The organism is Sphingomonas sp. Leaf25 (genome assembly GCF_001421635.1).
Taxonomy (GTDB): Bacteria; Pseudomonadota; Alphaproteobacteria; order Sphingomonadales; family Sphingomonadaceae; genus Sphingomonas.
Genome location: NZ_LMKU01000030.1, coordinates 1 through 18663 on the forward strand (window position 1 = coordinate 1; position 18663 = coordinate 18663).

Below are 18663 nucleotides of genomic sequence, written 5' to 3' on the forward strand. Positions count from 1 at the left end.
GGAACTCGATATGGCCGCATGACCCAAACCTAAATGCCTCCAGGAAACCCGGGACGCTTCAGGGTCCCTTTTGCACGCCGATAGGGGGTCCTTTTTGGACGCCGATTGACAACCCGGCGACGGACCTGGCGGCCGCAACAGCGAGGTGGACTTTCGCGGGCAGAAACGCAGCAACGAAACGCACGCCTCGATCACCGACCCGGATGCGCGCCTATACCGCAAGAGCGCCGGCACGGGCGCGCGGCTGTGTTACATGGGGCACGTGCTGATGGAGAACCGCCACGGGCTGGTGGTCGACACCGAGACCACGCGGGCGGCGGGTTTCGCCGAGCGGCTGACCGCGGTGGCGATGATCGACGACGTCGCCCGGCCCGACGACCGGCGCATCACGCTCGGCGCGGACCGCGCCTATGACACGCGCGACTTCATCGCCGACCTGCGCGACCGTTGTGTCACCCCGCACGTCGCGCAGAACACGAGCGGGCGGCGTTCGGCCATCGATGGCCGCACCACGCGGCACGCCGGCTATGGCGCCAGCCAGCGCATCCGCAAACGGATTGAGGAAGTGTTCGGCTGGGCCAAGTCGGCGGCCGGACAGGGCAAGACACGCTTCCGCGGGCTGGCGCGCGTCCGCTTCGCCTTCACGCTCACGGTCGCTGCCTACAATCTCGTCCGGCTGCCCAAATTGCTGGAGGCGGGATGATGGCCGTGCCCGCCTCGCTCGTTGGCCAGTGGCGGATCGTCGAGACCAGCGCGTGGCCGCGCGACCAACTCGACCTGTCGGTCCTGCCTTCCTGCGCATCAATGACGACGGCACCGGCGAGATAGCCTTCGGCGCACTCACCGCTGCGGTTGACGGCGACTTCACCGCCAGCGGCGTCGACTTCGACTGGAACGGTGCCGATGAAGGCGACCAGGTCACGGGCAGCGGATGGGCAGACCTCCGCGATGACGGAAAGCTCGAAGGCGAAATCGCCTACGACAATGGCGACGAAACCTCCTTCATCGCCGAGCCGTGGCCTTTTTCAGCAGCCTGCTAAAGGGAATCCACGCTGGCAACCGACGTCCCGGCGCAAACTCGGCAAGAACGAGTTTGCGCATCATCTCCTTGCTTTACGAACGTTATCTCGCTTGCGATGCTGCGGAACAGAAGGTCCGCAGCAGCGTCGTTCAAGGGCGTCCGCGGATCAGGAACCGGGGGCGAAAATTTGGGGGAAAGAGAAGGATGGGCGCTGCGTATCGAAGAGGCGTCGACACGAGAAAGGTTGCGCGCACTGGATGCGCAGCTTGCGGCCGTAGATGCCCCGTGGGCCCGCGCCGAACGGTTAAAGATTGGGCTACGTTTGGCCAAACTGAAGGCCAAAGATGGCATTGAGGCTACGATTGTAAGTAAGCCGGCCTTTGCCCAAGCCTATGGTCTGCCGGCCCCCGATGGCCGTTGGCTATACAGCTATCGGTTAGGCGCGACGGCTTTTATTAAGCTCGAAGCGGACTTGAAGCGTCTGACGCCAGTGGAACTCGCGCACGGGTATGCACCCGGGCTTTTCGTGCTTTGGGCGTCAGAATGGTTCCGCCGCCGCTATGAAGGAAACGGCCATCGCTGGCGCGACCTCGCCGATGCGCTGTCGATCCCCGAGGATCAGGGGCTGTTCCGACAGTTGACAGGTGAAGGGCTTCGCCTTTGGCGGCGGCCGCTGCGTCAGAGCGGCGGAACCGCCTATCTCGGCAGCCTGGCGCGCGAAGGCGGCTTCCCGGCTGCGGCGGTGCGTGACGGGGGGAGCGGGTGGGCAAGCGTGGCGCTGGCCGCGATCATCGCGCCACTGCTCACCGAACCGGAATCCGACGCACAGGAAGCGCGGGCGCGTGCGCTTGCCGCAGCGCAGATCAACCGGTTGCCACAACTGTTCCGCGACGAGGATTTCTTCGACCTGTGCGCCGATCTAGCGTGCGCGATCGTAGCCTTGCGGCGCGAGGCGGACGAGCCGGCCGCCGCCGCGCGGATCCCGACTGCAGCGTGGCTATCGATCAATATTCCCGACTGGCAGGCACGCCTGCCGCTCAATACAAGCGATCGGGCGGCAGCGGCAATGCTTGAGCGGCTGCTACACGTCGCCCCGCTTCAGGGCGGGGGCGTGAGCGTCACGCGGTTTCTGGAGCGGATCGGCGATCACTGGGTCGAAAGCGCCGCACTGACGCTCGACGGTACGCTGGATACGATAGCGTGCGATCGTGTCGACCAGGCTTACGGCCGGCTTCGCGTGTTTGGGGCGGGTGAGCTGGCCCGGCACCTTCCGGGCGAGCTGGCAATGCTGGAGGCGCCAAGTGAGGGCGAGCGCCTGTGGACCGCACGCGCGACCCGGCGCGCACGCCAGCGGCACGCGATCCCATTCGCGACGCCGATCGAACTCGACCTGCGCGCCGGGGACCAGCGCGTCGATCGCATCACGCTTGCCGGCGGGAAGCCGCGGCGCGGTGCCCTGATCGTCACCGCGATCGAGGCGGGATCGCCCGAGGCACCGACTCTGCTGCGCGTAGTCGGCAGTGGCTCTGGCCAGTACCGCGCCGAGACGCTGGTCGTTCAGGCGCCCGCTGACTGGATGGTGCTGGCAGTCGGCGACGAGATCGCGACCGAGATCGGGATGGGCGTGGCTGGAGTTGCGGGTTATACACGGCTGTGGCGCGTGACGCGCGGTGCCTTCTTCACCGACCCGCTGGGCGACCGCTTTCGCATCCTGTGTGGCCAGCCCGCCGATCAGCCGAACCGGATCGAACTCATCGGCCAGCATGCGAGCTGGGCGGAAACGGGTGGCGACATCGATCTCTACGTCGGGTCGCCGCTCGCGCGGATCGGAGCGGGCGGCGGCCTGTTCGTCCGCGCGATCGGCAGCGGCACCTGGGTGCCTGCGCCGCAGCCGCTGCCGATCGGTCACTATGATCTGGGCTGGCGCCGCGACAAGATCCTGCTCGACCGCCGCCGGATCGCGATCCTGCCCGCGACGAGCCAATTGCGTCGCAGCGGGCCGCCCAATCACTGTCGGTATGAGCTGTCGGGCTTCGGCGATTGCGCTCTCGTCCCCGACGAGGGCGCGCCGGTGCATGTGGTCGATCCAGTGATCTGGCGGCATCGGCCGGGTAGCAGCGCGATCCACTGGTTCGCGGCGCGGCTCCGCTGGCCGGACGCGCCCGAGCTGATCGTGCGGATCGAGCATCCGACGGCAGCGGCGGTCGCGCGCTGGACGGGGCGGCATCTGCCCAATCAGGCGCAGTTCACGCTGGCGGACCTGCCGGAGCTTGTCGCTGTCAGCGAAACGCCAGTCAAACTCATGGCCGAGCTTACCGAGCGAGGCCGTGTGGTCGCCGAGATGGTGTGGGCGTTCGAGGGCGAGTTGCCGATGAGCTCGATTGGGTCGGACCTCAAAAGCCTGTTGCTGCCCGCCTCGATCGATGCCGAAGTTCGCCTGTCGATGCTCGACGGGCTTGGATCGATGTGGCGGGTGCGGCAATTCCCGCACGATCTAAAGATCGACTGCGACACTGCCTACGTCCCGCGCGGCCTAGTGACGGAGGGCGCGGTGATTGCCGGCCGAGCACTGGCGGACGCTTCGCGCGAGCACGTCTTCGGCACCTATTCGCTGCTGACCGACAGCAATCATCGGCCCGCAGCGCTGCCGCCGCTTGGCGGAAACTGGCTTGTTTATGTCCTTGACGGAGAGCAGGTGCTGACCCGCCCCCGGTTTGTTGCCGGATCGGAACCCGTGATGCCTACAGGACGCCTGGGAGACGTGATGCGCTTGCCGCAAGGGCCGGTGCTGAACGCCGCACTCGACGAGCTGTTGGCCACCGCGGCGCGCGACGATGCCGAGGGGGCGGCGGTGATCGACGAGCTGCTGGCACTTGTGACCTCGCTCGGCGGCTTGCCGCCCGCGACCTTCCATATCCTCGAACTGCTGGCCAAGGCACCGGCGGTGTTGGTGCGGATGGCATTCCAGGCCGACGCCGAGCAGCGGGGCGCAGTCATGGCGCTGTCGGACGCGCTCCCCTTTGCCTGGGCGACGATCCCGCTTGCGTGCTGGCAGGAAGCCCAGGGTGCGGCGTTTGCCCGGGCGATCGGTCAGCTGTCGATGCTGGGCGCCGAGGCCCCGCATTTTGCCAAGCAGGTGGTCGATCAGGCGGTCGCTTGCCTCATCGACCGAGAGCCACTGCTCGCCGCGGTGCTGACGTCGGGGTCCGCGCACGATCTTGCGATGATCGCGCAGGCTTTCCTTAACCGCGCCGTGGACCGCGTGCCCCCGGCCGCAGGGGACCGCTATCGCCGACAGCTTGGCGTGCTGCCGCGCTATTTCCTAAAGTTCGATCCGCGCTTCCTCGACACGCTCGATGCGCCGTGTGCGGCGGCGGCCGCCGTCGCGGGGCTGTGGACGCCGGGCGCCGCCGACATTCGCCACATCAAGACCGTGGCGCGATCCTTCCCGACCTATTTTGCCGATGCCTATGCCGCGTCGCTCCAGGAGTATTCGTAAATGGCCGACGCCGATCCCATCCGCCCCACCACAGGCCCGCTGCGCACGTTCGAGCTGATCCGTGACCGCGCGGTCGAGGCAGTGCTCGGCCAGTCGCGCCTTAGCCATCCGGGACTGGCGGCGGAGATCCGGCGCCAGTTCGGATCGACCGATGTTGCCGCCGGCGCGCTAGTTCGCGAGCCGGTGATCGAGGGGGCGGCGCCGTTCGTCACCGACGGGCGGACCTTTGCCGATTGCGCCGGGCGGCCGCTGCATCCGCGCGTTATCGACGCAATCGCTAGCGATCGGGCTGGGGTGTATCGCTTCCCCCCGGACGCGCAGCCCTATCGTCACCAGCTCGAGGCGTGGGAACATTTGAGCGCTGCCGACCGCCGGTCGGTGCTGGTGTCGAGTGGCACGGGTTCGGGCAAAACCGAATGCTTCCTTATGCCGGTCCTCAGCGATCTGGCGGCGGAGGCCGAGACTAGCGGCCGGCTGTCGGGCGTGCGCGCGATCGCGCTCTATCCGCTAAATGCCCTGATCGCCAGTCAGCAGGAACGGCTGAGCGCCTGGACCGCGCCGTTCGGTGGCGACATCCGCTTTGGCCTCTACAACGGCCTGACGCCCGAGCGCCTTGCGCGCAGTGAAATCGCCCCGCCCGAACAGGCAATGGACCGGCTGACGCTGCGCAGCGATCCGCCGCCAATCCTGGTCACCAACGTGACGATGCTGGAGTACATGATCGTCCGTCAGATCGACCGCCCGCTGATCGAGGCGAGCCGGGGCAAGCTGCGATGGATCATCCTCGATGAGGCGCATAGCTACATCGGCTCGGCGGCGGCAGAGATCGCGCTGCTGATCCGCCGCGTTCTGCTGACGTTCGGGGTGCGGGCCGAGGAGGTCCGATTCGTCGCAACGTCCGCCACGATCGGCGATGGCACCGACGTGACCGATGAGCTGCGCCGTTTCCTGCGCGACCTGTCGGGCGCGGACGATGATCGGGTCAGGGTAGTGCTGGGCGAGCGTGAAACCGTCACGCTGCCGCCCCCCGCGGGTGTGACCGTTGGCGGTGTGCTCGACCTTGCCGATCGAGCCGCGCTGACCCGTCATCCGGCGGTTCAGGCGTTCGTCCGCTCGGCGGAGGCAGGCCCAGTCACGCTGGAGCAGAGTGCCACGCTGCTCCGCCCGGCGGGTCATCCGGTAGAGCAGATTATCGAGGCGATCGTCGCGTCCGATGCGCAGCGCGACCCGCTGTTGCCGCTGCGCATCCACGGCTTCATGCGTGCGGTGCCGGGCCTTTGGAGCTGTATCCATCCCGACTGTTCCGGTGCGCCGGTCGACTGGCCCTACGGACGGGTGCTGGCGCATGGCATCGACGCCTGCCCGAGCTGCGCAAGCCCGGTCCTTGAGATCAAGACGTGCCGCGAATGTGGCGAACCCTGCCTGACTGGCGAGGACGCAGGAGGACAGGTGCGCGCGGTTACGACCGCGCCTACGATAGACGAATTCGCCGCGACGCTCGACCGCGAGCACGCCGAGGACGAAGATGGCGACTCGCTGGATGCAGAGTCCGACTATGACGCAGCGAAGGTGGCGATCGCGCTGCGACCGCTACCCGGCAACCGACAGGCGCATATCGACCCGGCAACCGGCCGTCGAACCGACCAGGCCGAGGAAGAAACTCGGCCCTATCCGGTGCGGTCGCCGGATCTTTGCGGGCATTGCGGGGCACAGGATGCGAACGGCCCGATCATGCGGCCACTGCGTTTCGGCGCACCGTTCCTGATCGGCAATGCCGCGCCCGTCCTTCTCGAAGGGGTGCCGCCGCGCGCCTCCGCAAGCGGCGTAGCCTATCCGCCGCCGGCGGAGGGGCGCCAGCTCCTGTCGTTCACCGACAGCCGTCAGGGCACAGCACGCTTCGCTGCCAATCTTCAGACCAATGCCGAGCGAAGCTATGTCCGCGGCTATATCTATCATGCCGTACAAGGGAGCATGGCGGGCGGCGGCGGCGATGATGGAAAGGCTGATGCGCTGCGCGCTGAAATCGCCACGCTCGAACCGCACGCCATTGCCGTGCCGACGATCGCCGCGTTGCTCGAGACGAAACGCGCCGGCCTTGCCGCGTTGGCGCGGCCGTCGCTCGATGGCGTCGCTTGGACCGAGCTGCGCACCGGGCTTGCAGCGCGGCCCGAGGTCAAGGAATGGATGCAGCGGATCTGGAAGGATCGCGACGAACGCTACCGTGACCCGTCCGCACTCGCCGAGTTCCTGTTACTGCGCGAATTGGCGCGGCGGCCGCGCCGTGCGAACACCGTCGAGACGATGGGCCTCGCGTGGTTGCGCTTCGCCGCGATCGAACGGTCGAAGCAGGTGCCCGAGGCGCTGCTAACGCGCGGCTTCGGTCTGAGCGACTGGCACGGGTTACTGCATTCGATCGTCAATCTCGTCGCGCGCGGGCGGTTTGCGATCCACGCGGCGTGGAGCGACATGCACTGGCTGCACAGCCGCACCCCGCTGACCGAACTGCTTGAGCCCGGCCGCGAACCCCAGGCTTCGCGGGAGATCCGCTGGCCGATGGTAAGCAAGAGCGCGGGTCGATCGAACCTCGCGCTTATTCTATCGAAGCAGCTCGGCCTCGACCCCGCGGACAGCCGCGGGCGGACACAACTCAACGCGGTGCTGGAGGGGGCGTGGAACGCGCTGCTACCCTTGTTCAGCGATCCCACGCGGCCCGGCCTCGCGCTTGATTTCGCAAAGGCACATGTCGCCCCAGTGGTCGAAGCGTGGCAGTGTCCGGTGACGGGCCGCGTCCTCCCCACGACAGTCCTCGGCCTGACGCCTTATGGCCATCGCGAGCATCTGCGGACAGCAGCGCTGCCGCCGCGACCGATCACCTTTCCCGCGCTGCCCGTCACCTTCCCGCGCGCGGAGTCGGTGGAAACGGTGCGCGCTTGGCTGGATGGCGATCCGCAGATCGCCGTGCTGCGGGGCGCAGGCATCTGGTCCTCGCTCCACGATCGCGCGGCGCTGCTCGCCCCATATCTGCGGGCGGCGGAACATTCGGCGCAGCAACCACCCGATCGCCTTCGCCGGTTTGAAGGCGACTTCAAGCGGGGCGAGATCAACGTCCTCAACTGTTCGACCACCATGGAAATGGGCGTCGATATCGGATCGGTGTCGGCGGTGATGATGACCAACGTCCCCCCGGCGCTTGCCAATTATCGCCAGCGCGTCGGCCGCGCGGGGCGACGGCGACAGGGGTTTGCCGCCTCGCTCACATATACCCGCGACAGCGCGCTCGACCGGGAGGCGTTTCGCGATCCCGTGCTGTATCTGGGCCGAAGCACCCGCGCGCCGCGCATCAAGCTCGACAGCCGCCGGATCGTCCAGCGCCATGTCAACGCGCTCCTGCTTGCCCGCTGGTTCGCGGGCGCCGGGGGCGAGGCGATGAAGACCGAGGTCGGCGCCTTTTTCGGGCTGCCGGCAGCGATCGGAGCGGTCCCCATCGACGACGCGCCGGTCGTCGTCTGCCGTGCCTGGCTAATGGCCCCCAGCACCGCCGAGGCGCTGGGGACAGAGGTGGACGCGCTGACTGCCGGCACAGTGCTGGCCGGTGACCGCACCTTGTTCGCCGCAGCAGAAACAATGGTCGGTGCCGCCTTCGATGCGGTCAAGGTCGAATGGGAGGCGATCCAGGGCCAGGCGCAGGGCCTTACACGAGAAGCGCAGCTGAGCCTCGGCTTCCAGCTTCGCCGGCTCGTCAACGACAACTTGTTGAAGGAACTCGGCTATCGCGGCGTGCTGCCTTCGCACGGGTTTCCGACCGGGGTGGTTCCCTTCGTCAACGACGATCGTCCGCCCGCCGATGCACCCGTCGATGACAATAGCCGCCGCCGCCGCAGTTTCCCTACTCGCACGCTCGACATCGCCATCCGCGACTATGCGCCCGGGGCCGAGGTTGTCGTCGATGGCCTAGTCTATCGTTCCGCCGGGGTTACGCTCAACTGGTTACGGCCCGTTGACGACACCAAGGCGGTCGAGGAACAGAACCTTCGCTACTTTTGGAGCTGTGCCGCTTGCGGGGCGGGCGATGTTGCCGCGGTCGTGCCGCCGAAATGCCTGGAATGCAGCGTTGACCTCGACGAGCGGCGGCGGCTGCGTTTCCTGTCGCCAGCCGGCTTCACCGCCGATGCCGCGGAGAAGCCGCACGCCGATACTGATGAAATCACCTATGTCGAACCCGAGCCCGAACAGATCATCGCGCGCGGCGCACTTTGGTCGTCAATGGCCGATCCGGCCGCGGGACGGCTGCGCGCCAGTCCTGACGGGCTAGTCTTCTATTCCTCGCGCGGGCCCGGCAAGAACGGTTATGTCCTGTGCCTTGAATGCGGGCGCGCGGCCCCGGCAGGGAGCGACGGCGACACGCACCCGCTGAAGGATCACAAACCACTTCGCTATACGCGAAAGGGAACCGACGGCCGCTGTCCCGGCAACGACAAGGGGTTCAAGATCACGCCCCCTATCGCGCTCGGTCATGAAGCGACGACCGACGTGGTCGAGCTGCAACCGATCGGGCTGGAAATTGCCGGCGCCGCTTGGGCCGCAGTGTCGGCGCTGCGTAGCGCGCTCTGCCGCCAACTCGGGATCGAGACAAGTGAACTCGGTATCGCGATCCGGCGGGTGCGCGCGCCGCTCGGCCAGATCACGCATTCACTGTTTCTGTTTGATCGCGCATCCGGCGGCGCGGGCTTCGCGCAGCAGGCGGTGCCGCTTTACGACAGTTTGCTGGCAGATGCCGCCACTCGCCTCGATTGTCCGGAGGGGTGCGCGCGCGGCTGCTCGGCCTGTGTGCTCGCGCCCGACATGTACCGCCAGGCGGAAGTAATTGAGCGTCGCCCGGCGCTTGAATGGGCGCGCGCAGCCTATGCGGCGCTGCGCCAAGTGCCGGATGAGGATCGCGCAGGCCCAGACGCGGCGCTCGTCCGGTCGGTCGCCGACTCGCTGATCAAAGAGGTAGATCGCGGGGCGCGCAGCATCACGATATGGGCCGGCTCCGCCAGCGATCCTGCCGCCTTCGGCACCGCTCGGTTCGCGCTACTCATGCAGCGGCTGCGCGATCGCGGCGTCAAGGTCGCCACGGTCGTCGAGCCTGCTTGGCTGGACGGGCTGGACGTTGCGCAGCGCCTGGCGTTGCGCGATGCGGCGCTGAAGCTTGGCCTGTCCCTCAAGCGCGGGACGGCGCCAGTCTACCCCAATGGCGCGTCAGCGATCGCCCAGGCAGGGTCGCGAAGCTGGGTCTCGCGTGATGCCGAAGCGAGCGCGATCGGCGCAGGATGGGGTGAGGGGCAGGCGGCGCCCATCGTCTCGATCGTGGCAGATCCGGCGCCGCTGTCCGCCGCGATCGACCTTGCCAGCCTGCTGCCCGCCAGCGGGACGCGGCATTTCGAAGTCGAGGCTCAACTCGACGGGTTTCTTGCCGATTTCGGTCGGCGGTTCGCGGTGATGCTGCTGCCGGCTATCCGCGAGGCCGGGGGGACGGGACGACTGGTGCGGATCGCCTATACCGACCGCTATCTCTCTGCTCCGCTGACCGTGCGCCTGCTGACCGAAGCGCTGGCCGGACTGCGCGACGAATTGGCCTCGGGTTCGGCGGTGATCCCCGTTCATATCACGACCCGACCGCTGAAGATCGAGGACCGATCGCGCTATCGGCCTCATCACGACTGGCGGCAAGAAGAAGATCGGGCCGCCGTGCTGCACGGGCTGCTTGAGAATGCCGGTTTCCGTGACAATCTTGAGGTCGGAGAGGCCGACCATGGCCGCACGATCTCCCTTACCTTTGACGATGACCGGATGGTCCGCGTGATCCTCGACCAAGGCTTCGGTCCGTGGCGTGCACCAGCCTTCGCCAAATGGGACCATTTTGGTGACGATAAGGTCACGCAGACACGAAAAATAAGCCAGTTCAACGCAATGCTGTCAGCACAGGGGCCTAGCTATGCTGTCGTCACACGGTCATAGCATGCGGGCAGATGGGGGCAGCCGGGGGGCAGCGACATGATTGAAGATGTGATCCTGCCGAACCGGCTTGTCGCAATGGTGTTCGGTAACGCATGGGTCGGCTTTGGCCTAGCGCTCGGGCTGCTGGCCTGGGCGGTGGGCATCATCATCTGGAACTACACGCGCTATCACCGACCGTTCAGCGCGGCGCTCGCGGTTCGCGTCGATGCCACGCGCATCGTCGAGGATCAGCCCGACGACCATGAGGCGCAGACTACCTTTGCCGCGCATTATAATTCGATCGAGGCAGCGATGCTCTCAGGCGAGGGACGGGCGAAGGAGCTGCGCCACGCCTGGGTTCAGTTCACTGAAACGATCGTCGATACCAACGAAACGCCCATGCGCGCGACGACCCGGCCGGAGGGATATTTCCTGCACCTCGGCGACGACACACGCGTCCTCGCATGGTGGGCGAACATCTTTGTCGCGCTCGGTCTGACGGCAACGTTCCTAGGTATCATCGCCGCACTGGTCGGCGCGGTCCAGGCGATGTCGGGCGGTGCCGATATGGGCAAGATGCAGGGCGCGCTGATCGGCCTGTTGACGATCACTGCCGCAAAATTCTGGACCTCGATTGGCGGAGTCGTCGCCTCGATCATTCTACGCCGCTTCGATCGTAAATGGCATTCGGCCAACGAGCAGAAGCTCGAGACGCTGTGCGATCGCCTCGAATACGGGACGCTGTTCTCGCCGCCGCAGCGCATCGCCGCGCGCCAGCTTCGCGAGCTGGAACAACAGTCGATCGCGCTCACCGATTTTAGCCAGCAACTCGCCGCCTCGATCGGTGACGCGCTCGAAGCGAAGCTAGCACCAGTCGTCAATGGCCTTGGCGGATTGCAGACCTCGCTTGGCGAACAACTGGCACCGCTCACCGACATCCGTACCTCGATCGACGACTTCAAGAGCGGCAGCCTCAACGATTTCGGTAGCAAGCTCGGCGACGCAATCAAGGAAAACGCCGGCACGGAAATGCAGGGCCTGGCAAATGCTTTGACCCGGATGACTGCCGACCTCGGTTCGGTGAACGACCGGCTTGAGGGGGCGAGCGGTGAAGCAAGCGCGCAGATCGCCACTGCCGCGCGCGAATTCTCGGTCGCATCAGAGGCGATGACGCGCGCCTTTAGCGATTTGAACGGCAACATCGATCGCATGGCCACGCGGCTTGCCGACCAAGCGGACGAGGCAGAGGCGCGCAACCAGGCGCGGGTCGCCGAGGACCGCGATGCCTATACGCAGATCGCGACCGGCCAGCGCGAGGTCATGCGGACTATGGGCGAGGAGATGCGCGCCGCCTCCACCGTCGCGACGCAGGAAATGGTACGCGCGGTCCAGGCCGCGGTCCGCGAGGCGATGGGAGAGAGCCAGACCGCGATCCGTGGCGCGCTCGATGGTTTTGCGGGGGCAACATCCGGTATCCAGATTGCCTTCGATCAGATGCGCGCGCAGGTCGCCGAACTGGGGCAAGCATTGTCGGGCAGCGCATCTGACGCGGCCGAACGCAATGCCGAGGTCTTGGCGCGCGCTGGCGCCGCGCTCGAGGCTGCCGCCGCGCAGGCGCAGAGCGGGCTGAGTGAGACGCTGAACGATGCAATCAGCCGTTCCACCGAGGCATCGAGCCAGGCCATCGCCGCCGCCTTTGCCACGTTCGGCGAACGGTTCGAGGGGGCGAGCGCCGGCTTGATCTCGACGCTGACTACAACAGCTGGCCGCATGGAAGCGCTGGCAGGCGCGATCGAACGTTCAACCGGGGCGGCGAACGATCATGCCGGCAAGCTCGCCGATGCCGGGCGAGAAGCGCAGGCGGTGTCGACCATGCTCGGCCGTGCCGCCAACGACGTGTCGGGCGCTGCCGGCCCCATTCGTGATGCAGCGCGCACGATCAGCGAGAGCGTCGGCCAGAGCCAGGAGCTGCTTCGCCGCGCGAATGAACAGGGCGAACGCCAGCAAAGTGCGATAACCTCGATGTCCGAGCGCCTGGAGCGGACTGCCGACAGTGCGACCACGGCGTGGGAGAATTATCGCGCCCGCTTTACCGAGGTCGACGAATCGCTGGGCAAGGCGCTGGAGCAAATCCGTGGCGCCTCGTCCGAGCATGCCACCGCTCTCAACACGCATGTCGGGCGGATCGACGGCGCGCTCGCCGACGCGGCGAACCGGCTTGGTGCCGCGCTCGAACCGTTGGCGGAAATCGGCCAGTCGCTGGAGGATGTCGTTGGCCGTCTGCAGCAGGGACAGCGCTAAGCGATGAGTGTGCGCGGGGTCCGTCGGTCGCGAGCCGAGGAGGAAGAGGAAAGCTACTTCATCTCGATGGCCGACATGATGGTCGGCCTGTTGTTCGTGTTCATCATTCTGCTCCTCTACTTCGCGCTCCAATTCCAGCAGAAGAGTAAGGCACTGTCCGACGCGGGCGAGGCGCGCGCGCAGCTCCTAACCGAGCTGAAGCGCGAAATCGAACGGTCCGATCAGACGCTGAAGGTAACTATCGATCCCGTCACCGGTGTGCTGACCCTACCCGCCGCGGTGCTTTTTGCGAAGGGAGACGACCGCCTTTCCGCAGGGGGACAAGCTGCGGTCGCGGCGGTGGGACGAGCCATGGCGAGGGTGCTGCCCTGCTATACGCTACCCCGGCGATCGGCTGGATGCAGCTATGTCACCGAACGTAGCATCGATGCGATCTTCATCGAGGGGCATACCGACAGCGATCCGTTCACCGGCAACGGGCGGATCGGCGACAATCTCGATCTGTCGGCCTTTCGCGCGGCCAATACGTTCCGGCAGCTTCGCACGCTTGAGCTCGGGCTTGACGGGCTGCGTAACAGCGCAGGGCAGCCGATCCTGTCTGTAAGCGGCTATGGCGAGGCGCGGCCCGTGCCGAACAATCCGGGCTTGAGCGAGGCGCAGAAAAGCCTCAATCGGCGGATCGACCTGCGCTTCCTTATGGACACACCGAAAGCCGACGATCTCGACGACCTTCTAACGAGGCAACAGTGAGCGCGCTGCGCGAGGCGGCAGATCGCATCGCCCGGATCGGCCGCCTGCCGGTCCCCAATCCCGATCGCAAGCTCGAGACCGAAAAAGCCGCCGAGGCGATCCGCGACCGGCTTGCCGAGGGACAAACCCGCGGGCCGAGCGAATCGTGGGACGCATTTCTCACGCGGATCGGGCTAATTAATGGCTGACGCGCCTTTCGACCCACGAACGCTGTTGCGGCGTGACCTGCGCCGGCTCGTCAGCGAGCTTTGGGAGGACGAGCGGTGCGACTCGGTCGCCATCCCCGTGCTGGAAGCGGCGATCGGCACCGATGCCAAGAGCCTCGATCGCGCGGTGATCGGAGCCTATTTGCGCCACTTCCCACGAGCGCATCCCGCGTTCGAGCCGTTGCGCGCGGCGAGCGCGCTAGGAGCGGGCCGACGCGATTGGCCTTGGCGGGCGCGCGGAGAGCGATGGCAGCTATGGGATGCGTCCGCCGGCCCGGCGAGCCTCGCCCAGGCATTGTTGGGCGCTGATGATGCACGGACGACGTTGCGCGAGATCGGCCTCGATGGCGACCTAGCCGAAGGCGAGTTCGTCATAGACGCGCTCGAGACGGCATGTGATCAGGTGGGCAGTGCGAGTGACGAGGCCGCGACGAAGGCGGGTGAGCGGCTGATCGGCCTCTTCGAACGATTGGGCGTGACCAACCTCGACGCGCATCTAGCCTGGGCGCTCCTCCATCCTTGGCGTGACCGGACGCCGCCCGATACTTATCGCGAACGCCTGACCAAGCTGCTGGTCGACCGCATCGGCGACCCGCGGTTCCAACGCGGCCGATGGGATGCGATCGCCAGTGAAATGCCGGGTGTCGCCGCTTCCGCGCTGGTGGACATGGTGCGGCGGTGGTTGGTGCACCGCGATTTTCGCGCGTTTTTCTCGATTGTAGGGGCGGTCACGAACGATCCAAAGCAGTGGGCATCACGCGAGGAATTCTGGCTCGGGTATCTTGATAGTGAAGTGGTCGAAGATGCGTGCTTCGCCTTTGGCCGCCAAGCCGATGCGCTTGCAGAAATAGGGCGTTCGGGAGGGGATTCGCTCGATTATGCCGAAATCATGGGTGGGGGTGCCGATCCGACGCATAGCGCGCTTATCATGGCGATCGGCGATCTTCGAATCGCGGAATGGAGCCACAACGGGTCCTGCCGCTTCTGGGACAAGCGGGATATGAAAGCACCAGGCCTTTATCAGAAGCAATATTTTGGGATGCAGTTGCGGGCAATGAACGGGGGACGGCCCTATGAACAGCGCTTTGCCGCGATACCCCATAGTTCAGGCTGGCAGACCCATTTCGCCGGCTTCATCTTCCAAATGACTGGCATACGGCATCCACGCTGGGGCGAGGGCAGCTCGAGACGAAGCTATGCCTGACCCCACAGTCCGGTTCGAGGCGGTAGGGAACGTCGTCACGCTGGTCCGTGAGACGCCGTCGCGGCTGCCGTTCGGCAGCGCATCGGCGGGCACGGTCCCTGTCGATCAATGGGTGATCGCCCGCCCCGCACCCGCCGCCGCTGCGGTAGCGAGGCTCCTGCAGGCGATCGAGGATGGCGAGATGGCCGGTGATGGCCGGCCGATGGCGACCGTGGAGGCGAACCGGGCAATCCTGCATCCTGTGTTCATAGCGTGCCTGAACGATAGCGAAGCCGTCGCGCTCGGCCTACCGCCCGCAACGCGCCTGTCGCTCAACCTGCGATCGAGTGGGCTGATCCACAAGGACGGTTTCCGCATCGAAACCGAATGGACCCGCGCTGGTGGCGTCCGTGAACGCGCGACGATCGCCGAGCACCGGCTGCATCATGCAGGCAAGGAATGGCGGATACCCGAGCCATTGTTCTCGACGATACTTACCGTTGCGCGCGTCAACACCGCAAGCGATGCGTCGACCCGGCAGGCCGCGCTCGCCGACTTGAAGACCACGATTGGTCAGGACGCGGCGGCGCGCATCGCGACCGACGGGCATATCGACCGTCTGCGTCTGTCCTATGCCTCGGGCTTCTCGCTGGTGCTGCGCGCCGGGGCCGCAGGCTTCGACTTCGACCCCGTGCTATTCGGGCGAGAGCGATTGGAGGCGGCAGCGAACGGCGACCCGCTCGACGAGGGTGCCGACAGCCTGTTGCCCCCGGCGCTCGCCGCCGACTTCATGCGCCGCTTTCGGAATGGCGACGGCACGCGGGCGACCTATCTATTGGGCGACGGGTCGATCCTCTACATCGACCCTCAACTGACCCGGGTCTTGGGAACGGTGCGGCGGGCGCAGGATGCGGATCCTGACACGCGCCGTGCCTTTGCCGCCGCACCTCAGCGCTACATCGCAGAAGCGCTTCAGAACGCCGGCGATACTCCGGCCGACGCCGCGTGCCTGTTCGTTGAGACGCAGCAATTTTCTCAGCGCGTCGCGGGCATCGACCTGTGGCGCAAACCCGTCCTTCCATGGATCAAGCCCAAACCGTCGTCTTGGCTGCCTGAGCGCTTCGGCCTGCGGATCGGCGATGGCGACGATGCCCGCACGATCACCATTCCGCCGGAACGCATCGACGAAGCCGCTACCGCCGCGACCAATGCATTGCGAGAAGCACGAGCGAGCTTCCAGTTCGAGGGTGAAACCATTCCTGCGACGCGAGCGACCGTCGCCTCGCTGGAAAGCCTGTCCGAACTCACCGCAGCTGCAAGAACAGCGACAAGGCCCGGCAACACCGACGACCAACTACCGGCGCCGCTACGCCAGCGTTACTTTCTGCAGGTACGCGACAATCTGGACGACCTGTCCTACTCGCCGCTGACCGGAACGGCACCGTCGGCTGCCCCACCGCCACCGGCCGAGTTGCCGACATCTCTGCGGTCGGCACCCAAGCCGCATCAGGTCACCGGCTTTCGCTGGCTGGCCGATTGCTGGCGAGCGAACATGCCGGGCGCGCTGCTTGCCGACGACATGGGGCTAGGCAAGACCTATCAGGTGCTTGCTTTCGTTGCTTGGATCCGGGAGCAGCAGGCGCATCCGGCCCCGGTCCTGATCGTTGCGCCGACCGGTCTTCTGGCCAATTGGCGCGCCGAAATTCTCCAGCATCTGGAACCGGACGCACTCGGCCGACTGATCAGCGCTTACGGCCGTGAGCTCGGGGAGCTGCGCGGCGAAGCGGGACGCGACATCGACAGCGGGGCAAGTGCGCTCGATCCGGCGGCATGGGAGCACGCCGGTATCGTGCTCACCACCTATGAAACGATGCGCGATTATCATCTGAGTTTCGCGCGGCTGCGCTTCTCTGCAATTCTGTATGACGAGGCGCAGAAGCTCAAGAACCCTGCAAGCCAGATCACGCGCGCCGCCAAGACACTGAACGCGCGCTTCAGCCTAGCGATGACGGGCACGCCGGTTGAAAATCGGTTGCAGGACCTCTGGTCGATTTTCGACGTCGTCCATCCTGGGCTCTTGGGATCGAGCAAGGCGTTCGAGCAGACCTATCCGCCCGAACCTAAGCCGCTGGAGGCGCTACGCGACCGGTTGACCGAACCGCAGGGGGCGATCCCGCCAGTGCTACTGCGCCGGTTGAAGGAGGAATGTCTCGGCAGCCTGCCGCGCAAGATTTTGCAGGCGATGCCGATGCCAATGCCGCCCCGCCAGGCCGCTGCCTATGACCGTGCGGTGCATCAGGCACTGGCGGTCAAGGGCACCGGCGAACGCGGCCGGATGCTGGAAGTGCTGGCCGCGCTTCGCGGCGTGTCGCTGCATCCGGTGAACCCCGGCGAGGCGGGCGAGATGGCAGAATACTGGACCGACTCGGCGCGCTTGTGCGTTCTGTTCGAGGTGCTGGACCAGATTGCTGCGCGTGGCGAAAAGGTGCTGATCTTTTGCGAGAGCCTGGCGATGCAAGGGCTACTGGCTGCGGAAATCCGGCGCCGCTACGATCTCAGGCATATCGTTTCCCGCATTCATGGCGGGGTGGCCGGCGACGCACGCCAGCGCGAGGTCGACGCCTTCCAGCGGCGCGGTCCCGGTTTCGACGCAATGATCCTGTCACCCAAGGCTGGCGGCGTCGGCCTGACGCTGACCGCGGCCAACCACGTCATCCATCTGTCGCGCTGGTGGAATCCGGCGGTCGAGGATCAGGCGACCGATCGTGCCTTTCGCATCGGCCAGACGCGCGACGTGACCGTCTATCTGCCGCAATCGGTGCATCCCGATCCAGCGATCGCCGAAACGAGCTTCGACCTCAAGCTGCATGCACTCATGGAGCGCAAGCGAGCGCTGAGCCGTGGCCTCTTCGCCGCCACCGAAGACGTGAGCGATGCCGCTGAGCTGTTCGACGCGGTCGTGACCGATGCCGCACCCGTCCCGGGCGCCGCCCCACCCGCCGCCGCTGTTCATTCCGAGCCGAGCGCGGTAACGAAGCCGACTGGCCTTCGGGAGCGGTTGAGTCTGCGGGTCCGGCCCAAACCCGAGCCTGCGGTCCCTCCACCGACGCCCGCCACGACTCGGACGCTCGCTTGGCCGCAGCGGGTGGTTTATCAGCCCGATACTCCCCGAGATCTGACCATCTTCACCGCCCCGGTCGCGGGCGACCCGCCGGTAGAAATCCATATCGTTGACCCCTATGCAGCTGCGGGTCAACGCGCCCGCGATGCGACTACTGCGTTCGTGGCCATGCTGGTCGGCGAATCGCCGGCGCCTGCGCGGGTCACGCTTACGACCTACGACGGCGAGAGCATTGAGCGGCCCCCCGAAAGCTCGGCGCAACAATATGAAGCGATGCAGGCGCGGTGGCGCCGCGACTTTGCAGCGACGCCGCTGACACACCGGCAGCGGTCAAAGTGGCAGGCTGCCGACCTGCATGACCGAGAGGTACGCGTTTTGACGCAGTCGGGTCGAACGGTCCTATGGGATCTCGGCCGTGGTATTGATGGGGTGATGAGCACCAGATTTGGGTTCCGGGTGAACGTCACCGAGATCTAGGTTGCCACTGGTTGGATACCTGCAAGCTTCCCGCCGCCAATGTTGTGGGAAATTTGCCCGCGCCGCCCCGACCCTCTCGACAGAACCACACGGACGATCCACAAAGGCACCGCAATCCTGCAAGAA

Annotated in this window: 8 protein-coding genes and 1 pseudogene; all 9 read left to right on the forward strand. The window is 66.2% G+C overall.

From position 1 onward, the window contains the following. Nucleotides 1-121: 121 nt before the first annotated feature. A pseudogene (locus tag ASE78_RS13930) lies at nucleotides 122-703 on the forward strand (transposase); the annotation flags it as partial. Between the two features lie 52 nt (nucleotides 704-755). Continuing rightward, nucleotides 756-1040 (forward strand): hypothetical protein, encoded by a 285-nt coding sequence (locus tag ASE78_RS13935; protein ID WP_056497969.1) that lies wholly within the window; start codon nucleotides 756-758, stop codon nucleotides 1038-1040. A gap of 303 nt (nucleotides 1041-1343) precedes the next feature. Further along, nucleotides 1344-4520 carry an STY4851/ECs_5259 family protein gene (locus ASE78_RS13940; RefSeq protein WP_156351511.1) on the forward strand — a complete coding sequence of 1059 codons (3177 nt, stop codon included), beginning with the start codon at nucleotides 1344-1346 and terminating at the stop codon, nucleotides 4518-4520. Continuing rightward, nucleotides 4521-10520 carry a DEAD/DEAH box helicase gene (locus ASE78_RS13945; RefSeq protein ID WP_056497971.1) on the forward strand — a complete coding sequence of 2000 codons (6000 nt, stop codon included), beginning with the start codon at nucleotides 4521-4523 and terminating at the stop codon, nucleotides 10518-10520. A gap of 36 nt (nucleotides 10521-10556) precedes the next feature. Continuing rightward, entirely contained in the window at nucleotides 10557-12800 is a 2244-nt protein-coding gene (locus ASE78_RS13950) for a hypothetical protein (RefSeq protein ID WP_056497972.1), read from the forward strand. Between the two features lie 66 nt (nucleotides 12801-12866). Beyond that, nucleotides 12867-13550 carry a flagellar motor protein MotB gene (locus tag ASE78_RS13955; protein ID WP_235515075.1) on the forward strand — a complete coding sequence of 228 codons (684 nt, stop codon included), beginning with the start codon at nucleotides 12867-12869 and terminating at the stop codon, nucleotides 13548-13550. Beyond that, the gene (locus ASE78_RS13960; RefSeq protein WP_056497974.1) at nucleotides 13547-13738 is read left to right on the forward strand and encodes a hypothetical protein; all 192 of its coding nucleotides are present in this window, start codon (nucleotides 13547-13549) and stop codon (nucleotides 13736-13738) included. Before ASE78_RS13955 ends, ASE78_RS13960 begins: the two co-directional genes overlap by 4 nt. Then, complete coding sequence (locus ASE78_RS13965) at nucleotides 13731-14960, forward strand: EH signature domain-containing protein (RefSeq protein WP_056497975.1); 1230 nt, start codon at nucleotides 13731-13733, stop codon at nucleotides 14958-14960. Before ASE78_RS13960 ends, ASE78_RS13965 begins: the two co-directional genes overlap by 8 nt. After that, nucleotides 14953-18537, forward strand: coding sequence for a DEAD/DEAH box helicase (locus ASE78_RS13970; RefSeq protein ID WP_056497976.1), 3585 nt, complete (start codon nucleotides 14953-14955; stop codon nucleotides 18535-18537). Before ASE78_RS13965 ends, ASE78_RS13970 begins: the two co-directional genes overlap by 8 nt. The last annotated feature ends 126 nt before the right edge of the window (nucleotides 18538-18663 follow it).